The organism is Streptococcus constellatus subsp. constellatus (assembly GCF_023167545.1).
Classification (GTDB): Bacteria; Bacillota; Bacilli; order Lactobacillales; family Streptococcaceae; genus Streptococcus; species Streptococcus constellatus.
The window spans coordinates 1-16,610 of the sequence record NZ_AP014647.1; the positions used below are offsets into that span (position 1 = coordinate 1).

Here is a 16,610-nt window from a genome sequence, read left to right on the forward strand (position 1 = left end):
GTTAATTTTATTTTTTAAACTCACAGGATTATCCACTATTATTTTATAAGAAAATCTTGATAAATCACAGGAAAATTGTTTTATTCACAACCTGTGGAAAACTTGAAAGAACAATGTGAATTTATTTCCACAGATTGTGGAAAACTTTTACAGTTTATGGTAAAATATTTTTTATAGATTATTAAAAGAAGACAAAAAAACTGAATTAGCAAAGAAGGTTTTCTATGGCACAAGAAACTAGTTTTTGGGCGCGTGTTTTAGAATTAGCTCAAAAACAAATCAAAAAAAATACGTATGATTATTTCGTTGCAGGAGCTCGATTAATTAAAGTTGAAAATTTTCAAGCTACTATACTTCTCGATAGTACAGTCAAACAATTATTTTGGGAACAAAATTTAGCAGATGTTATCATTACTGCAGGTTTTGAAGTGTACAATAATCAAATTACAATGCATTATATCTTTCAAGAAGAGAAGGATGAGGTTAATCAGTCAACAAATACAAATCATTCAGTAATTACACCAAGCCTTCCTCCTATTGAAACTGGTTTAAAAACAAAATATACATTTGATAATTTTGTTCAAGGTGATGGAAATGTTTGGGCACTATCAGCTGCACTTGCTGTTTCTGAAAATTTGGCAACAACTTATAATCCGTTATTTATTTATGGTGGTCCAGGCTTAGGAAAAACCCATTTATTAAACGCAATTGGAAATCAAATTTTAGAAAATATACCAGATGCCAGAGTAAAATACATTCCTGCTGAGACTTTTATCAACGACTTTTTAGAACACCTTCGATTAGGTGAAATGGAAAGCTTTAAGAGAACTTATCGAAGCCTTGATCTCTTATTGATTGATGATATTCAATCTTTAGGAGGAAAGAAAGTTTCCACTCAAGAAGAATTTTTTAATACTTTTAATGCTTTGCATGGAGATAATAAACAAATTGTACTAACAAGTGACCGTAGTCCTGATCATCTGGACAATCTTGAAGAACGTTTAGTCACGCGCTTTAAATGGGGATTAACTCAAAATATTACCCCACCAGATTTCGAAACAAGAGTTGCCATTTTACGCAATAAAATAGAAGATTTAGACTATATTTTTCCAAATGATACTTTGGAATACTTAGCAGGTCAATTTGATTCAAATGTTCGAGATTTAGAAGGTGCCTTAAATGATATTTCTCTCATGGCCAGAGTGAAAAATCTTAAAGAAATTACAATTGATGTTGCTGCTGAAGCTATTCGAGCTCGAAAACAAGATGCAAGTCAAATGTTAGTTATTCCAATTGATAAAATCCAAACAGAAGTTGGAAATTTCTATGGCGTTAGCGTTAAAGAAATGAAAGGAAGTCGTCGTATTCAAAATATTGTTCTTGCTAGACAAGTAGCTATGTATCTTGCTCGTGAGTTAACTGATAATAGCCTTCCAAAAATTGGAAGAGAATTTGGTGGCAAAGATCATACAACAGTTATACATGCTCATGGAAAAATTAAAACAATGCTCGAAACAGATGATAATCTTCGCTTAGAAATAGAAAATATAAAGAATAAAATCAAATAATTGTGTATAATTGTAGAAAAAGAGTTAAAGTTATTCACAATTTATAAACAAGTTTATTTCTGCATTCGAACACTAATTTGAAAACTTTTCCACAAGTTTCACACAAACTACTATTACTACTAACTTAATAATCATAAAATAATAAAAGGAGTTTCTATGATTAACTTTTCAATCAATAAAAATTTATTTTTACAAGCTTTAAATACCACCAAGCGGGCTATTAGTCACAAAAATGCTATACCAATTCTTTCTACAGTAAAAATTGATGTCACAAATGAAGGGATTACATTGATTGGCTCTAATGGTCAAATCTCTATTGAAAATTTTATTTCAATTAAAAACGAAAATGCAGGGCTTTTAGTAACTTCTTCGGGCTCTATTTTACTTGAAGCAACTTTTTTCATCAATGTAGTATCAAGTCTTCCTGATATAACACTTGATTTTAAAGAAATTGATCAAAAGCAGATTGTTCTAACAAGTGGAAAATCAGAAATCACTTTAAAAGGAAAAGATGCAGATCAATATCCTCGTATTCAAGAAATTTCAGCAAGTAATCCCTTGGTTCTTGAAACAAGTGTTCTTAAAAATATCATTAATGAGACAGCTTTTGCGGCTAGTACACAAGAAAGTCGTCCGATTTTAACAGGAGTTCATTTTGTCTTAACAGAAAATAAAAATTTAAAGACAGTTGCAACAGATTCTCATCGGATGAGTCAAAAGCAAATTATTTTAGAAAAAAATGGAGATAACTTTGATGTTGTTATTCCTAGTCGTTCTTTACGTGAATTTTCAGCCGTTTTTACGGATGATATTGAAACAGTAGAAATTTACTTCACAAATAATCAATTGCTCTTTAGAAGTGAAAATATTAGCTTTTATACACGGCTTCTTGAAGGAAACTATCCTGATACCGATCGTTTAATTCCAACTGATTTTAATAACATAATTACTTTTGATACTAACAATCTTCGTTATGCAATGGAACGTGCACGTCTTCTTTCAAATGCGACTCAAAATGGAACAGTAAAATTAGAAATTATAAATGGTGTAGTTAGTGCACATGTTAACTCCCCTGAAGTTGGACGTGTGAATGAAGAAATTGATACTGAAAGTATTTCAGGTCAAGATTTAACCATTAGTTTCAATCCAACTTATTTAATTGATTCTTTAAAAGCTATTGACAGTGAAAAAGTTACAATCAGCTTTATTTCAGCTGTTCGCCCATTCACTTTGGTACCAAATGATGACACAGAAAACTTTATTCAATTGATTACACCAGTGAGAACAAATTAATGTATAATGTAGGAAATTTTGTTGAAATGAAAAAACCACATGCTTGTATCATTAAATCCACAGGCAAAAAAGCAAATCGTTGGGAAATTATTCGAGTAGGTGCAGATATTAAAATTCGCTGTACAAATTGTCAACATATTGTGATGATGAGCCGATATGATTTTGGACGAAAATTGAAAAAAGTTCTAGGAAATTAATTTCCTAGAACTTTTTTCATAATTATGTGACTTTCAGTCCGTCTCGCTCCGTAAGGTGCAAGACAAATAAACCACCCGTTTTGATTTTATTTTAATTTTTCAAATTTACCATCTGTAACTTCTTTAAAACCTTTACTTGTTAAGAACTTTTTACTAGCTTTCATGCTAACTTTTTTAGATTTTCTTGTATTTTTATCTGTGTACATTCCAGGTAAGTTTACTAATTTATCAAAGTCTACTTTATTGAAGTTAATTTCTAAACTTTCTCTAACTCCTTTATCTTCATAAACAACTTTTTCTTTAATCCCCTTAATATTTTGATACATTTGTGAAGTTTTATCAATTCTATCTTTAACATCTTCTTTTTTAGTAGCTCCTAATGTTTTATAAGACCAAAATGAATCAGTAGTTTGTTTTGTGACAATATCTCCTTTATAATAATAAGTTAATCGTAAGTCATATTGTAAATTTTGATCAATTCTTTGGAATGACATTGTTTTTTCTTGGGCTCCACATGCTCCAAGGATAATTAGTGAAACAATTGTAACAAAGCCAAGTAACAATTGTTTAAAATAACTTTTTTTCATGGTATTTACCTCCTATAGCTTAATAAAATTATAATATTTTTATGAGGTAAATGCAATATTTTATTAAAATGATTAAGTTGTAAGTCAAATGGCTGTAAATATGGTATAATGATTTATTGAATTGAAAAGATGAAAGGAAGCGCGAAATGGCTTTAACAGCAGGAATTGTGGGATTGCCTAATGTTGGAAAATCCACTTTATTTAATGCAATTACAAAAGCGGGAGCAGAAGCAGCTAACTATCCCTTTGCGACGATAGACCCTAATGTTGGTATGGTTGAAGTACCAGATGTCCGTTTACAGAAGTTGACAGAACTTATTGTTCCTAAAAAGACTGTACCAACAACGTTTGAGTTTACAGATATTGCAGGTATTGTCAAGGGAGCGTCGAAGGGTGAAGGCCTTGGTAATAAATTTTTAGCTAATATTCGTGAAGTAGATGCTATCGTTCATGTAGTGCGGGCTTTTGATGATGAAAATGTTATGCGTGAGCAAGGACGTGAGTCGAGTTTTGTTGACCCAATGGCTGATATTGAAACAATTAATCTTGAGTTGATTTTAGCAGATTTGGAAAGTATCAACAAACGCTATGCACGTGTGGAAAAAGTTGCTCGAACCCAAAAAGATAAAGATTCAGTAGCTGAGTTTCATGTTTTGCAAAAAATTAAGCCAGTTTTGGAAAATGGTTTATCAGCTCGTACCATTGAATTTGATGAGGAAGAACAAAAGATTGTCAAAAAATTATTTTTATTGACCACAAAACCAGTGCTTTATGTTGCTAATGTTGGTGAAGATGAGGTAGCAGATCCTGATAATATTGATTATGTTCAACAAATTCGCGAATTTGCAGCAACTGAAAATGCAGAGGTAGTTGTCATATCTGCGCGTGCTGAAGAAGAAATTTCTGAACTTGATGATGAAGATAGGGTGGAATTTTTAGAAGCAATGGGCTTAGATGAATCTGGAGTTGATAAATTAACCAGAGCAGCTTATCATTTATTAGGACTTGGAACTTATTTTACAGCAGGAGAAAAGGAAGTTCGAGCTTGGACATTTAAACGTGGCATAAAAGCACCACAAGCAGCTGGAATTATTCACTCAGACTTTGAGAAAGGCTTCATTCGTGCTGTAACCATGTCTTATGATGATTTAGTAAAATATGGGAGTGAAAAAGCAGTCAAGGAAGCAGGACGGCTACGCGAAGAAGGAAAAGAATATATCGTTCAAGATGGCGATATTATGGAATTTAGATTTAATGTGTAAAGTAATGTAAATTAAATATAAATAAGGTTGGAAAAACTTTTCCAGCCCTTTTGGTCTTTTTGGAGGTAAAAAATGGTAAAGATGTTTGTAGGGTTAGGAAATCCTGGAGAAAAATATTTTGAGACAAAACATAATATCGGATTTATGATGGTTGACAAACTATGTAAAGAAAAACAATTAACATTTACAGTTGATAAAATTTTTCAAGCAGAACTAGCTTCTACCTTTTTTAATGGTGAGAAAGTGTATTTTGTAAAACCGACAACTTTTATGAATGAGAGTGGAAGGGCTGTTCATGCTCTTTTATCCTATTATGGATTAGATATTGAGGATTTAGTAGTTATCTACGATGATTTAGATATGGAAGTAGGAAAAATACGACTTAGGACGAAAGGATCTGCTGGTGGGCATAATGGCATCAAATCAATTATTAAACATATTGGAACTCAAGAATTTAAACGAATTAAAATTGGTATTGGTCGTCCCAAAAATAATATGACAATTATTCACTATGTGCTAGGAAAATTTGCAAAAGAAGATTATGCTATAATTTTAAATACACTTGACAAGGTTGACGATGCTGTAAAGTATTATTTACAGTCTAATGATTTTGAACAAACAATGCAACAATACAATGGATAAAAAATGGATATTATTGAGTTTTTTAATCAAAATAAACAAATAGCTGATTGGCAAAAAAATCTAAATAAATCAATTCGACAACTATTGATGGGATTGTCATCTTCAAGTAAGGCTATCACCATGGCCTCTTGTGTAGAGGAGAATCATAAAATTCTGATTTTAACGTCTAGTTATAGTGAAGCGGAGAAACTTTCTAGTGATTTGATTGGATTGTTGGGAGAGAAAAAAGTATATACATTTCTTGCAGATGATACTCCATTAGCTGAGTTTGTCTTCTCTTCTCAAGAAAAGATTTTTGCTCGTCTAGAAGCTCTAGATTTCTTATTAGATTCTCAACAATCAGGATTTTTAATAGTTAATGTGGCTGCTAGTCAACTATTTTTACCTAATCCCATTAACTTTAATTCGGCTTATATTAATCTGAAAATAGGAAGTGAATATGAATTAAAAGATTTGATTCATCAATTGTCAAATTCAGGTTATAAACAAGTATCACAAGTATTGAATCAAGGAGAGTTCAGTCTTCGAGGTGATATTTTAGATATTTTTGAGCGCTCTAGTCAAATGCCTTTTCGAATTGAATTTTTTGGTGATGAAGTTGATGGTATTCGTCTATTTAATCCGGAAAATCAAATTTCTATTCAAAATGTAGAACATGTGCGTATTCATCCTGCTACAGATATCATATTTACTAAAGTAGATTATAGAAATGCACAGAAAAAAATAGAAAATCTTATAGAAAAAACTGTAGATTTAACGTTGAAATCCTATTTAGAGGAAATTTTAACTAGTATAAAAGAACAGACTCAACATGCTGATATTAGAAAATTATTGTCTTATTTTTATCAAAATGAATGGACAATTCTTGATTATCTTCCAAAACATAGCCCAATTTTCTTTGATGACTTTCAAAAGATCATGAATAAGAATGCTCAATTTCAATTAGAAGCAACAAATTTATTGACAGAAAGTTTACAAAAAAGTAAAGCTGTTGCAAATCAATCTTATTTTGCAGATACATATTCAATATTTAGAAAGTATAAACCAGCTACCTTCTTTTCAAATTTTCATAAAGGATTAGGAAATTTAAAATTTGATTCTCTTTATCAGTTTAATGAGTATCCTATGCAGGAATTTTTTAGTCAATTTCAGCTTTTGAAAGAGGAAATTAGTCGATATAAAAAATCTAACTATACAGTTATTATACAATCAAATTCTTTATTGTCTTTACAAAGTTTACATAAAACTTTACAAGAATATGAAATTCCACTTGATTATGTAAATGATGCCAAGATTCATAAACATACTGTTCAGTTAGTAAAAGGACATTTAATTCAAGGATTTGATTTTATAGACGAAAAAATCGTTTTGATCACTGAATATGATATTCTGCAAAAAAAAGTAAAACGAAAAATTCGCAGGCAAAATATTTCTAATGCTGAACGTTTGAAAAATTATAATGAGCTGGAAAAAGGAGATTATGTTGTTCATAATGTTCATGGAATCGGTCGATATTTAGGAATTGAAACGATTGAAATTTCAGGAATTCATCGTGATTATCTTACTATTCAATATCAAAATGCAGATCGTATTTCTATTCCTGTTGATCAGATTCACTTACTATCTAAATATGTTGCGAGTGATGGTAAAGCGCCTAAGCTTAATAAATTAAATGATGGGCGTTTTCAAAAAAATAAACAGAGAGTGCAACATCAGGTCGAAAATATTGCTGAGGATTTAATCAAACTTTACGCAGAAAGAAGTCAACTAAAGGGATTTGCGTTTTCTAGTGATGATATTTATCAGCAAGAATTTGATAATGATTTTCCTTATGTAGAAACAGAAGATCAACTGCATTCTATAAAAGAAGTTAAAAAAGATATGGAAAGTGATCATCCTATGGATCGTCTTTTAGTGGGGGATGTTGGTTTTGGAAAGACGGAAGTAGCTATGAGAGCTGCTTTTAAAGCAGTAAACGATCACAAACAAGTGGCAATTTTAGTTCCCACTACGGTTTTAGCACAACAACATTATACGAATTTTAAGGAACGTTTCAATGATTTTCCTATTAATATTGAAGTATTAAGTCGTTTTAAAAGTAAATCAGAACAAACAATAATTTTAGAAAAACTAAAAAAAGGGCAGGTGGATATTATTATTGGAACGCATCGCCTCCTGTCAAAAGATATTGTATTTGCTGATTTGGGACTCATTGTTATTGATGAGGAACAACGCTTTGGAGTTAAACATAAAGAAAAATTAAAAGAGTTGAAAACGAAAGTTGATGTTTTAACCTTGACGGCGACCCCTATTCCTCGTACGCTTCACATGTCTATGTTAGGTATACGTGATTTATCAGTTATTGAAACTCCTCCAACAAATCGCTACCCAGTTCAAACTTATGTTTTAGAAAATAATGTAACAGTCATTAGAGATGCAGTTTTAAGAGAAATGGATCGAGGGGGGCAGATTTACTATCTTTACAATAAAGTTGACACAATGGAGCAAAAAGTTTCAGAATTGAAAGAACTGATTCCAGAGGCTTCTATTGGATATGTGCATGGTCAAATGAGTGAAATTCTTCTTGAAAGTACTTTACTTGATTTTATCAATGGGGAATATGATCTTCTAGTAACAACGACGATTATTGAAACTGGTGTTGATATTCCTAATGTTAATACTCTTTTTATTGAAAATGCAGATCACATGGGATTATCAACTTTATATCAATTGCGAGGGCGTATTGGTCGTAGCAATCGTATTGCATATGCTTATCTCATGTATCATCCTGACAAGTCTTTAACAGAAGTTTCTGAAAAACGTTTAGAAACTATAAAAGGTTTTACAGAATTGGGTTCTGGTTTTAAAATTGCTATGCGTGATTTATCCATTCGTGGTGCAGGAAATATTTTAGGAAGTTCACAGTCTGGCTTTATTGATTCTGTTGGATTTGAAATGTATTCTCAATTGCTGGAGGAAGCTATTGCTAAGAGACAAGGAAAAGAGACAAAAAGGAAAAAAGGAAATGCTGAAATTAATTTACAAATTGATGCCTATCTTCCTAGTGATTATATTGCTGATGAAAGGCAAAAAATTGAAATTTACAAACGGATTCATGAGATTGACAGTCGTGTAAATTATGAAGAATTACAGAATGAGTTGATTGATCGTTTCGGAGAATATCCAGATGTTGTTGCCTTTCTATTGGAAATTGGTCTTATAAAATTTTATTTAGATCAAGTTTTTGTGCAACTCATTGAGAGAAAACAACAATCTGTAGTGGTTCGGTTTGAAAAAGTTTCTCAACGTTTTTTCTTAACCCAAGATTATTTTGAAGCCCTTTCCGTAACAGATTTACAAGCAAGAATTTCAGAAAATAAAGGATTGATTGAAGTTATATTTAATGTAAAAAATAAAAAAGATTATAAAATTTTAGAAGAACTTCTGCAATTTTCTGAAAAATTAGTAGAAATTAAAAATCAAAAGAAAGATTGCTAACTTTACAATTCTGTAAAGTTTTACTTTCATCTATAATATTTTTTTAAAAAATGGTAAAATAATAAATTGAGGTAACTTTATGAGATTAGATAAATATTTGAAAGTATCCCGTATTATAAAACGTCGTCCTATCGCTAAAGAAGTAGCCGATAAGGGAAGAATCAAAGTAAATGGAATTTTAGCTAAAAGTTCAGCAAATTTAAAAATCAATGATGAAATAGAGATTCGTTTTGGAAATAAAATTTTATTAGTCCGTGTTCTGGAAATGAAAGATAGCACGAAAAAAGAAGACGCCGCTAAAATGTATGACATTATAAAAGAAACAAAGGTAGAAGTAGATGGCTAGAAATATTATTCAATTAAATAATCGCTATATACGAGATGAAAATCAACATCGCCGTTATTTAGAGCAGGAAAGAAGAAAACAGAATCGCTTTATGGGTTGGGTATTGATTTTAGTCATCTTATTGTTTATTTTACCGACATTTAATTTGATTCAAAGTTATCAAAATTTACTAGAACGTCGATCACAATTGACACATTTGCAAAAGAAATATGAAGAAATAAGTAACGAAAAAGAATCTCAAAAAGCTTTTGCTAATAAATTAAAAGATGAAGAATATGCTGCTAAGTATGCACGCGCCAAATACTATTATTCTAAGCAAGGAGAACGTGTTTATACAATCCCAGGATTGTTGCCACAGTAAAAATGGAAAATTTATTACAAACAGTTGAACAATTTTTGGAGTTTTCAGATGAAAAATTAGAAGAGTTGTCCAAAAAGAATCAAGCTTTGAAATTAGAAGAGTTCAAAAAGGAAAGGGGAGATTATGCGTAAGTTATTATTTTTATTATTGTTGCCGGCATTTTTCACTGCAAACATAGTAGTAAGTACAGAACAAGATGTAGAACTGACTGCAAAGCAACAGTATGAAATCACTAGTACGATATACAGTAACTATTATACTAATCTTCCAACAAATCCAAATGTTTATGAGCAAATCCCAACTTATACATCATTAAAATTGGAAAAAGTAGCTGGGAATTTAACTCCGAATACATCAATTAAACTTTCTGAATTACAGGTCAATGAACAAGGTATTCCAGTATTTAAACTCGCTGATGGAAAATTCGTTCCTGCTGATAAACGAATGATTTATGATGATGTTGTTCAATCAAGCATAGCTGTTTCTCAAACAATGTGGCTCAAGCCGTCATTTGTAGTTTATAATCAAGCTTTTGTAAACGGAACAAAAGAAGTTAAGACAAATCTGCTACCTTATCATTCAGTGAAAATTACTCAACTGGCTGAGACAGCATCGGGAAAGTATGCTTATGTTGAAGGCAAAGGTTGGATTGATATGAAATATCTGTCTGATACAGACAATCGTATGGATAAAGTTCAAGAAATTTTAAGAAGTAAGTACAATAAAACAGACTATTCTATCTATGTAAAACAACTAAATTCTGGAAAAACTGCTGGTATTAACTCAGACGTGGAAATGTATTCTGCTAGTGTAGCAAAACTTCTTATTCTTTATTATGCTCAGAAGCAATTAAATGAAGGAAAATATAGGCTATCCTCTGGTTTAAAATATATCCCTGCTGTAAATGACTATTCAGGTGCTTATGATACCGAAGGTAGTGGAAGCATTTCTAAAAAATCAGATAATAAGGACTACAGCATTCAAGATTTGATGAACCATATTGCAAAAGAATCAGATAATGCAGCTACAAATATTTTAGGATATTATATTACTAATCAATCAGACAGTACTTATCAAACAACAATTAAGCAAATTGCTGGGAAAAAGTGGGATGTGGAAAAACGCAATGCTTCAGCAAAGATGGCAGGAAATGTGATGGAAGCTATCTATGAACAAAATGGTGATATTATCAATGCATTATCGCAAACAAATTTTGATGAGCAGCGTATTTCTAAAAATATAAATGTAAAAGTTGCCCATAAAATTGGGGATGCTTATGATTTTAAGCATGATGTTGCTCTTGTTTATGCCAGCTCTCCTTTTGTTCTGTCTATTTTTACAAATCATTCTGATTATGATACCATTTCTCAAATAGCAGATGATATTTATGAGGTTTTGAAATGATGGAACAACGATTTTTTCAATTGGTGCAAAAAAAAGGCTATTTTAAATATCATAGAAGAATTTTACTTGCTATTTCTGGTGGACTAGACTCTATGACCTTGTTTGACTGGCTTTATAAGTATCGTGAAAAATTAGAAGTAGAAATTTTACTTGCTCATATTAATCATGGAGTGAGAAAAGAATCTGATTTTGAGGAAGAAGAACTAAAAAAAATAGCAAAGAAACTTGGTGTAAAGATTTTTACATCGAGTTTTTCTGGTCCATTTTCAGAACAAAAAGCACGTGACTTTCGGTATACTTTTTTCAAAAAAATCATGAAAGAGGAACAATGTACGGCATTAGTAACAGCACATCATGCTGATGACCAAGCAGAAACAATTTTTATGAGAATTTTGCGTGGCAGTCGTTTATTTCATATTTCAGGAATGAAAGAAAAACAAAAATTTGCAAATGGAGAATTGATACGACCGTTGCTTTCTTTTCAAAAATCAGATTTCCCTACTATTTTTCACTTTGAAGATTGGACAAATCAAGAAAATCATTACTTGCGCAATCGGATTCGAAACGATTATTTCCCAATTTTGGAAAAAGAAAATCCACAACTAAAAAAACATTTAATAGAATTGGGAACAGAGATTTCTCAAATGCAAGATGCATTAGCATATTTAACGAAGAATATTGAATTAACAAACGTAAAGGAATTCCAATACCAACCTTATTGTGTACAAAGTTTTTTGCTACAGACTTATTTAAAGAAATTTCCTGATTTACAAGTAAGCAAAGCACAGTTTGCTGATCTTTTAATTATTTTGAATAAAAAATCTAACTATTCTCAATTGATTAAATCAGATTATGAATTATATAAAAATTATGATTATTTTGAGATTCGTAAAATCAGTCCACAGTCTGATTTAAAAGAAGATTCAATTTTGTTAAAATATAACGACATTGTGGAATATGGTCATTATCGCTTTTCTTTTGGAAAAGAACTTCGTGGAAAAGAAATCCAAGAAGTGTTTGTTTCACGTGAAACAGAAGTTTTACTTCGACATAGAAAAGAACAAGATGAAATTATTTTGAACCAACACCATAAAAAGCTTCGTCGTTATTTTATTAATCAAAAAATTCCTATAGATCAAAGAAAAAATGCTATTATTATTGAGCAAAATGGAAAAATTTTAGCAATTGCTGGAATCGTAACAAGTGATTTGAGTAAGAGTCAAAAAAATGATATAATGTATAACAAACTTTATATACAAAATTTAGATAGGTAAAAGAGATGCTAGAACAAAACATTAAGAAAGTTTTGGTTTCACATGATGAGATCGTAACAGCAGCCCAAAAACTAGGGGCTCAATTAACTAGTGATTATGAGGGGCAAAATCCTATTTTTGTAGGAATTCTCAAGGGCTCTGTTCCTTTTATGGCAGAACTGATAAAGTATGTTGATACCCACATTGAAATGGATTTTATGTTAGTGTCAAGCTATCATGGCGGAACTGCTAGTAGTGGTGTGATTAATATCATAAAAGACATTGATCAAGATGTTACTGGACGTCATATTCTTTTTGTTGAGGATATTATCGATACAGGAAAAACATTGAAAAGTCTTTGTGAATTATTTAAAGAAAAAAAGGCTGCATCTGTTAAAATTGCCACACTTTTGGATAAGCCTGAAGGGCGAAAAGTTAATATTGAAGCAGATTACACATGCTTTACGATTCCAAATGAATTTGTAGTCGGTTATGGTCTTGATTTTGATGAAAATTATCGGAATCTTCCCTATGTAGGTGTTTTAAAAGAAGAAGTTTATACAAAATAAAAAGGTATATTGATAGATAGATGAAAAATAAACAAAATAATGGTTTTATAAAAAATCCTTTCTTATATATTTTAATTATTGTTGTTGTTATTACAGGTTTTCAGTATTTTTCAGCTGGAAGTTCTGTAGGTCGTAGTCAACAAATTAACTATACTGAGCTAGTTAAAGAAATTAAAAATGGAAATGTAAAGGATATTAGCTATCAACCAAATGGTAGTGTTATTGAAGTTGCAGGTACTTATAAGAAAGAAAAGAAAGTAAAAGATAACACGGGTATTCAGTTTTTTACTCCCTCTTCTACATCTGTAAGTCGCTTTACTAGTGTTATTTTGCCTTCAGATTTAACAGTATCTGAATTACAAAAATTAGCTTCAGCTAAGGGAACTGAAATCACTATTAAACGTGAAAGTTCAAGTGGTGTGTGGATTCAGGTGTTGACTACTCTGGTGCCATTTGCTATCTTTGCTTTCTTCCTGTTTTCTATGATGAACCAAGGCGGAGGCGGCGGAGCGCGTGGAGCTATGAGTTTTGGACGTAATAAAGCTCGTGCGACAAATAAAGAAGATATAAAGGTGCGCTTTTCTGATGTAGCAGGTGCGGAAGAAGAAAAACAAGAATTAGTTGAAGTTGTTGAATTTTTAAAAGATCCTAAACGTTATACAAAACTAGGGGCTCGTATACCAGCTGGTGTTCTTCTTGAAGGTCCTCCAGGAACTGGTAAAACCCTTCTTGCTAAAGCTGTTGCTGGAGAAGCAGGTGTTCCATTCTTTAGTATTTCAGGTTCAGATTTCGTTGAAATGTTTGTTGGCGTCGGTGCTAGTCGTGTTCGTTCTCTTTTTGAAGATGCAAAAAAGGCAGCTCCAGCGATTATCTTTATTGATGAAATTGATGCTGTTGGTCGTCAACGTGGTGTCGGTCTCGGTGGAGGAAATGATGAGCGCGAACAAACCCTTAATCAACTCTTGATTGAGATGGATGGTTTTGAAGGTAATGAAGGAATTATCGTCATTGCTGCTACTAACCGAAGTGATGTTTTAGACCCAGCTCTTCTTCGTCCCGGTCGTTTTGATCGAAAAGTTTTGGTTGGTCAGCCTGATGTGAAGGGTCGTGAAGCTATTCTGCGTGTTCATGCTAGAAATAAACCTCTTGCAGAAGATGTTGACTTAAAACTAGTTGCTCAACAAACTCCTGGTTTTGTTGGTGCTGACTTGGAAAATGTCTTAAATGAAGCGGCTCTTGTTGCAGCACGTCGGAATAAAAAAGTTATTGATGCTTCTGATATCGATGAAGCAGAGGACCGAGTTATCGCAGGACCGTCTAAAAAAGATAAGACAGTTTCACAACGTGATCGTCAAATTGTTGCTTATCATGAAGCAGGACATACAATTGTTGGGCTTGTTTTATCGAATGCACGTGTTGTTCACAAGGTAACTATTGTACCTCGTGGTCGTGCAGGTGGATATATGATTGCTCTCCCGAAAGAAGATCAAACTCTTTTATCTAAAGAAGATATGAAGGAACAACTTGCAGGATTGATGGGAGGACGTGTTGCTGAGGAAATTATTTTCAATGTCCAAACTACAGGTGCTTCAAATGACTTTGAGCAAGCTACACAAATGGCACGTGCGATGGTAACAGAGTATGGTATGAGTGAAAAACTCGGTCCAGTTCAATATGAAGGAAACCATGCAATGTTTGGTGCTGCAAGTCCACAAAAATCAATTTCCGAGCAGACTGCATATGAAATTGATGAGGAAGTGCGTAATTTGCTTAATGAAGCGCGCAACAAAGCAGCAGAAATTATCCAATCCAATCGTGAAAAGCATAAATTGATTGCAGAAGCTCTTCTTAAATACGAAACACTTGATAGTCATCAAATTAAATCATTGTATGAAACTGGCGAAATGCCTGATGAACCAAGTGTAAGTTCTTCGCATGCTTTGAGTTATGATGAAGTGAAATCCCAAATGGAAGAGCAAAAGCCAGAATAAGTTTAAAATACAAAAATGGCTCATTGTCAACTGTAGTAAGTTTGATATCAGTTAACATTAAGAGAGGACGAAGTTCGTCCTCTCTTGCATTATTGTCTCTTGCAAACCACTAGCTGTACTAGTAGTTCCGGTTAGCTTTTATCGTGGTAAGAAAAGAACCTCCTAAAATGCTAATATAGAAGTGGTTTCCCTGCCACTACTAACTATCACAAAAGAGGTAGTCCATGAGAGAGGCTAATGAAAGCTTATCACATACCAAGTGGAATTGTAAATATCATATTGTTTTCGTCCCCCAAGTATCGTCGTCAGCTCATTTACGGTAGATACAAAGCAAGTATCGGAAGAATCATACGGGACTTATGTGAGCGAAAAAGCGTGACCATCTATGAAGCCACGATGAAGAAACAGCAAAATATACTTCAACTACTGCCCTTCAAAAACTATTCTCTGATTTAGCACCTCGTTATGCAGAACGTAAAGGAGGATATACTCGTATCCTTAAAACCGAACCACGTCGTGGTGATGCAGCGCCAATGGCTATCATTGAATTAGTATAATTTTTATCAATTTTGTTGAGTGTTATGATGATGGAGTCAAGTTACTCTTAGTCTAGCTCTGGTCTACCGCTAGGATTTTCCTAGCGGGAACACTCATCTTATGATAATCACCGTAGACGCTTGTTTACGAAATTGCTTTTATAGGAAAAGCAATTTCGTAAGCAGGCGTTATTTAAATTTCGTAATCTCTGTGAGGATTCTTCGGCAGAAACAAATTCGTATAGAGGACTGTATAAATTTAAATGGAGAGAATGAATACAATTTTTCGATATAGAGATAACCTCTTCTCTCTCAACGTTCACAATTTATCCCAGAAGTGTAATTGCTTGAGCTAAGGTTGTCAGAAAGGCACAAATAGAAGTCGGAAGAGAAAAGAAGGAAGCCAAATGTTCCTCTCCTTGTTATACTAAAGAAAAAAGGAGGGTTATGAAATGGACTTCAAGGAGTTGTATGACAAAGTGAGAGGGATCGTACTGAAGTGTCGCCGGGAATATTATGTCCACCTGTGGGAGTTAAGTGATTGGGACCAAGAAGGGATGCTGGTCTTATATGAGTTGGTGAGTCGCTATCCGCAACTGGTAGAGTCAGAAAGTCGTCTCTATGTTTACTATAAGACCAAGTTCCGTAATCACATCAAGGACATCCTGCGCAAACAAGAAAGCCAAAAGCGCAAACTAGACCGTCAAGCTTATGAGGAAGTGAGCGAGATAGGTCACAAGCTCAGCCTGAAAGAACTCTATTTGGATGAATTGGTGATTCTCCGAGCCCAACTAAAGAGCTATCAAAAGCAGCTAAGTCCAGAGAAACAAGAACAGTATGAGCGCTTACTAGCAGATGAACGGTTTCAAGGACGCCAAGCGATGCTTCGGGAGTTACGGGCCTACTTACAAGATTACGATGAAAGAAAAAGCTAGAGGAAAATAAAAAAAGATGAAAAAAAGTATTGACAAGAAGAGGAGGAGGTGATATACTAAGATAGTTGTCGCTTGAGGGCGATAAAGACCTTTGAAAACTGAACAAGACGAACCAATGTGCAGGCGACTGTTGAGAGACAGTCCGTCAAACAAAAGAAAAATAAATCT

At 32.8% G+C, this 16,610-nt stretch carries 15 protein-coding genes and 2 pseudogenes; 16 read left to right on the top strand and 1 reads right to left on the bottom strand.

Going from position 1 to position 16,610, the window contains the following annotated elements:
• Positions 1 to 224: 224 nt before the first annotated feature.
• The 3 genes from dnaA (at position 225) to SCSC_RS00015 (ending at position 3,058) form a co-directional block, all read left to right on the top strand.
• On the top strand, positions 225 to 1,568 hold the full coding sequence (gene dnaA, locus SCSC_RS00005) for a chromosomal replication initiator protein DnaA (protein WP_006270358.1): 1,344 nt from the start codon (positions 225 to 227) through the stop codon (positions 1,566 to 1,568).
• 156 nt (positions 1,569 to 1,724) lie between these two features.
• Entirely contained in the window at positions 1,725 to 2,861 is a 1,137-nt protein-coding gene (gene dnaN / locus SCSC_RS00010) for a DNA polymerase III subunit beta (protein ID WP_006268813.1), read from the top strand.
• Complete coding sequence (locus tag SCSC_RS00015; protein ID WP_003071662.1) at positions 2,861 to 3,058, top strand: DUF951 domain-containing protein; 198 nt, start codon at positions 2,861 to 2,863, stop codon at positions 3,056 to 3,058. Before dnaN ends, SCSC_RS00015 begins: the two co-directional genes overlap by 1 nt.
• A gap of 86 nt (positions 3,059 to 3,144) precedes the next feature.
• Here the strand turns inward: SCSC_RS00015 and SCSC_RS00020 are convergent, their stop codons facing one another.
• On the bottom strand, positions 3,145 to 3,645 hold the full coding sequence (locus SCSC_RS00020) for a YehR family lipoprotein (protein ID WP_006270333.1): 501 nt from the start codon (positions 3,643 to 3,645) through the stop codon (positions 3,145 to 3,147).
• A 146-nt stretch (positions 3,646 to 3,791) separates the two neighbouring features.
• Here SCSC_RS00020 and ychF point away from each other — a divergent pair, with 146 nt between their 5' ends.
• The 13 genes and pseudogenes from ychF (at position 3,792) to SCSC_RS00080 (ending at position 16,442) form a co-directional block, all read left to right on the top strand.
• Complete coding sequence (ychF, locus tag SCSC_RS00025) at positions 3,792 to 4,907, top strand: redox-regulated ATPase YchF (RefSeq protein ID WP_006270350.1); 1,116 nt, start codon at positions 3,792 to 3,794, stop codon at positions 4,905 to 4,907.
• A gap of 72 nt (positions 4,908 to 4,979) precedes the next feature.
• Positions 4,980 to 5,549 (top strand): aminoacyl-tRNA hydrolase, encoded by a 570-nt coding sequence (gene pth, locus SCSC_RS00030; protein WP_006270337.1) that lies wholly within the window; start codon positions 4,980 to 4,982, stop codon positions 5,547 to 5,549.
• Positions 5,550 to 5,552: 3 nt separating this feature from the next.
• On the top strand, positions 5,553 to 9,047 hold the full coding sequence (mfd, locus tag SCSC_RS00035) for a transcription-repair coupling factor (protein WP_006270319.1): 3,495 nt from the start codon (positions 5,553 to 5,555) through the stop codon (positions 9,045 to 9,047).
• Positions 9,048 to 9,126: 79 nt separating this feature from the next.
• The gene (locus SCSC_RS00040; protein WP_006270344.1) at positions 9,127 to 9,393 is read left to right on the top strand and encodes an RNA-binding S4 domain-containing protein; all 267 of its coding nucleotides are present in this window, start codon (positions 9,127 to 9,129) and stop codon (positions 9,391 to 9,393) included.
• Positions 9,386 to 9,754, top strand: a complete 369-nt coding sequence (locus SCSC_RS00045; RefSeq protein WP_003071674.1) for a septum formation initiator family protein — start codon at positions 9,386 to 9,388, stop codon at positions 9,752 to 9,754. Before SCSC_RS00040 ends, SCSC_RS00045 begins: the two co-directional genes overlap by 8 nt.
• A gap of 2 nt (positions 9,755 to 9,756) precedes the next feature.
• On the top strand, positions 9,757 to 9,885 hold the full coding sequence (locus SCSC_RS09400) for an SP_0009 family protein (RefSeq protein WP_006268873.1): 129 nt from the start codon (positions 9,757 to 9,759) through the stop codon (positions 9,883 to 9,885).
• Positions 9,878 to 11,158: a serine hydrolase gene (locus tag SCSC_RS00050; protein WP_006270360.1), complete on the top strand. Its 1,281-nt coding sequence runs from the start codon at positions 9,878 to 9,880 to the stop codon at positions 11,156 to 11,158. Before SCSC_RS09400 ends, SCSC_RS00050 begins: the two co-directional genes overlap by 8 nt.
• A complete protein-coding gene (tilS, locus tag SCSC_RS00055; protein WP_006270329.1) occupies positions 11,155 to 12,432 on the top strand; it encodes a tRNA lysidine(34) synthetase TilS in 1,278 nt (425 codons plus the stop codon). The genes SCSC_RS00050 and tilS overlap by 4 nt, the downstream gene beginning before the upstream one ends.
• Before the next feature lie 5 nt (positions 12,433 to 12,437).
• Positions 12,438 to 12,980 carry a hypoxanthine phosphoribosyltransferase gene (gene hpt / locus SCSC_RS00060; RefSeq protein ID WP_006270323.1) on the top strand — a complete coding sequence of 181 codons (543 nt, stop codon included), beginning with the start codon at positions 12,438 to 12,440 and terminating at the stop codon, positions 12,978 to 12,980.
• A gap of 20 nt (positions 12,981 to 13,000) precedes the next feature.
• On the top strand, positions 13,001 to 14,971 hold the full coding sequence (gene ftsH / locus SCSC_RS00065; protein ID WP_003071681.1) for an ATP-dependent zinc metalloprotease FtsH: 1,971 nt from the start codon (positions 13,001 to 13,003) through the stop codon (positions 14,969 to 14,971).
• Positions 14,972 to 15,195: 224 nt separating this feature from the next.
• Positions 15,196 to 15,364 (top strand): annotated as a pseudogene (locus SCSC_RS00070) (transposase); the annotation flags it as partial.
• Positions 15,361 to 15,528 (top strand): annotated as a pseudogene (gene rplQ, locus SCSC_RS00075) (50S ribosomal protein L17); the annotation flags it as partial. The pseudogenes SCSC_RS00070 and rplQ, both read left to right, overlap by 4 nt.
• Positions 15,529 to 15,959: 431 nt before the next feature.
• A complete protein-coding gene (locus SCSC_RS00080) occupies positions 15,960 to 16,442 on the top strand; it encodes a sigma-70 RNA polymerase sigma factor region 4 domain-containing protein (RefSeq protein WP_037598771.1) in 483 nt (160 codons plus the stop codon).
• Positions 16,443 to 16,610 lie beyond the last annotated feature (168 nt).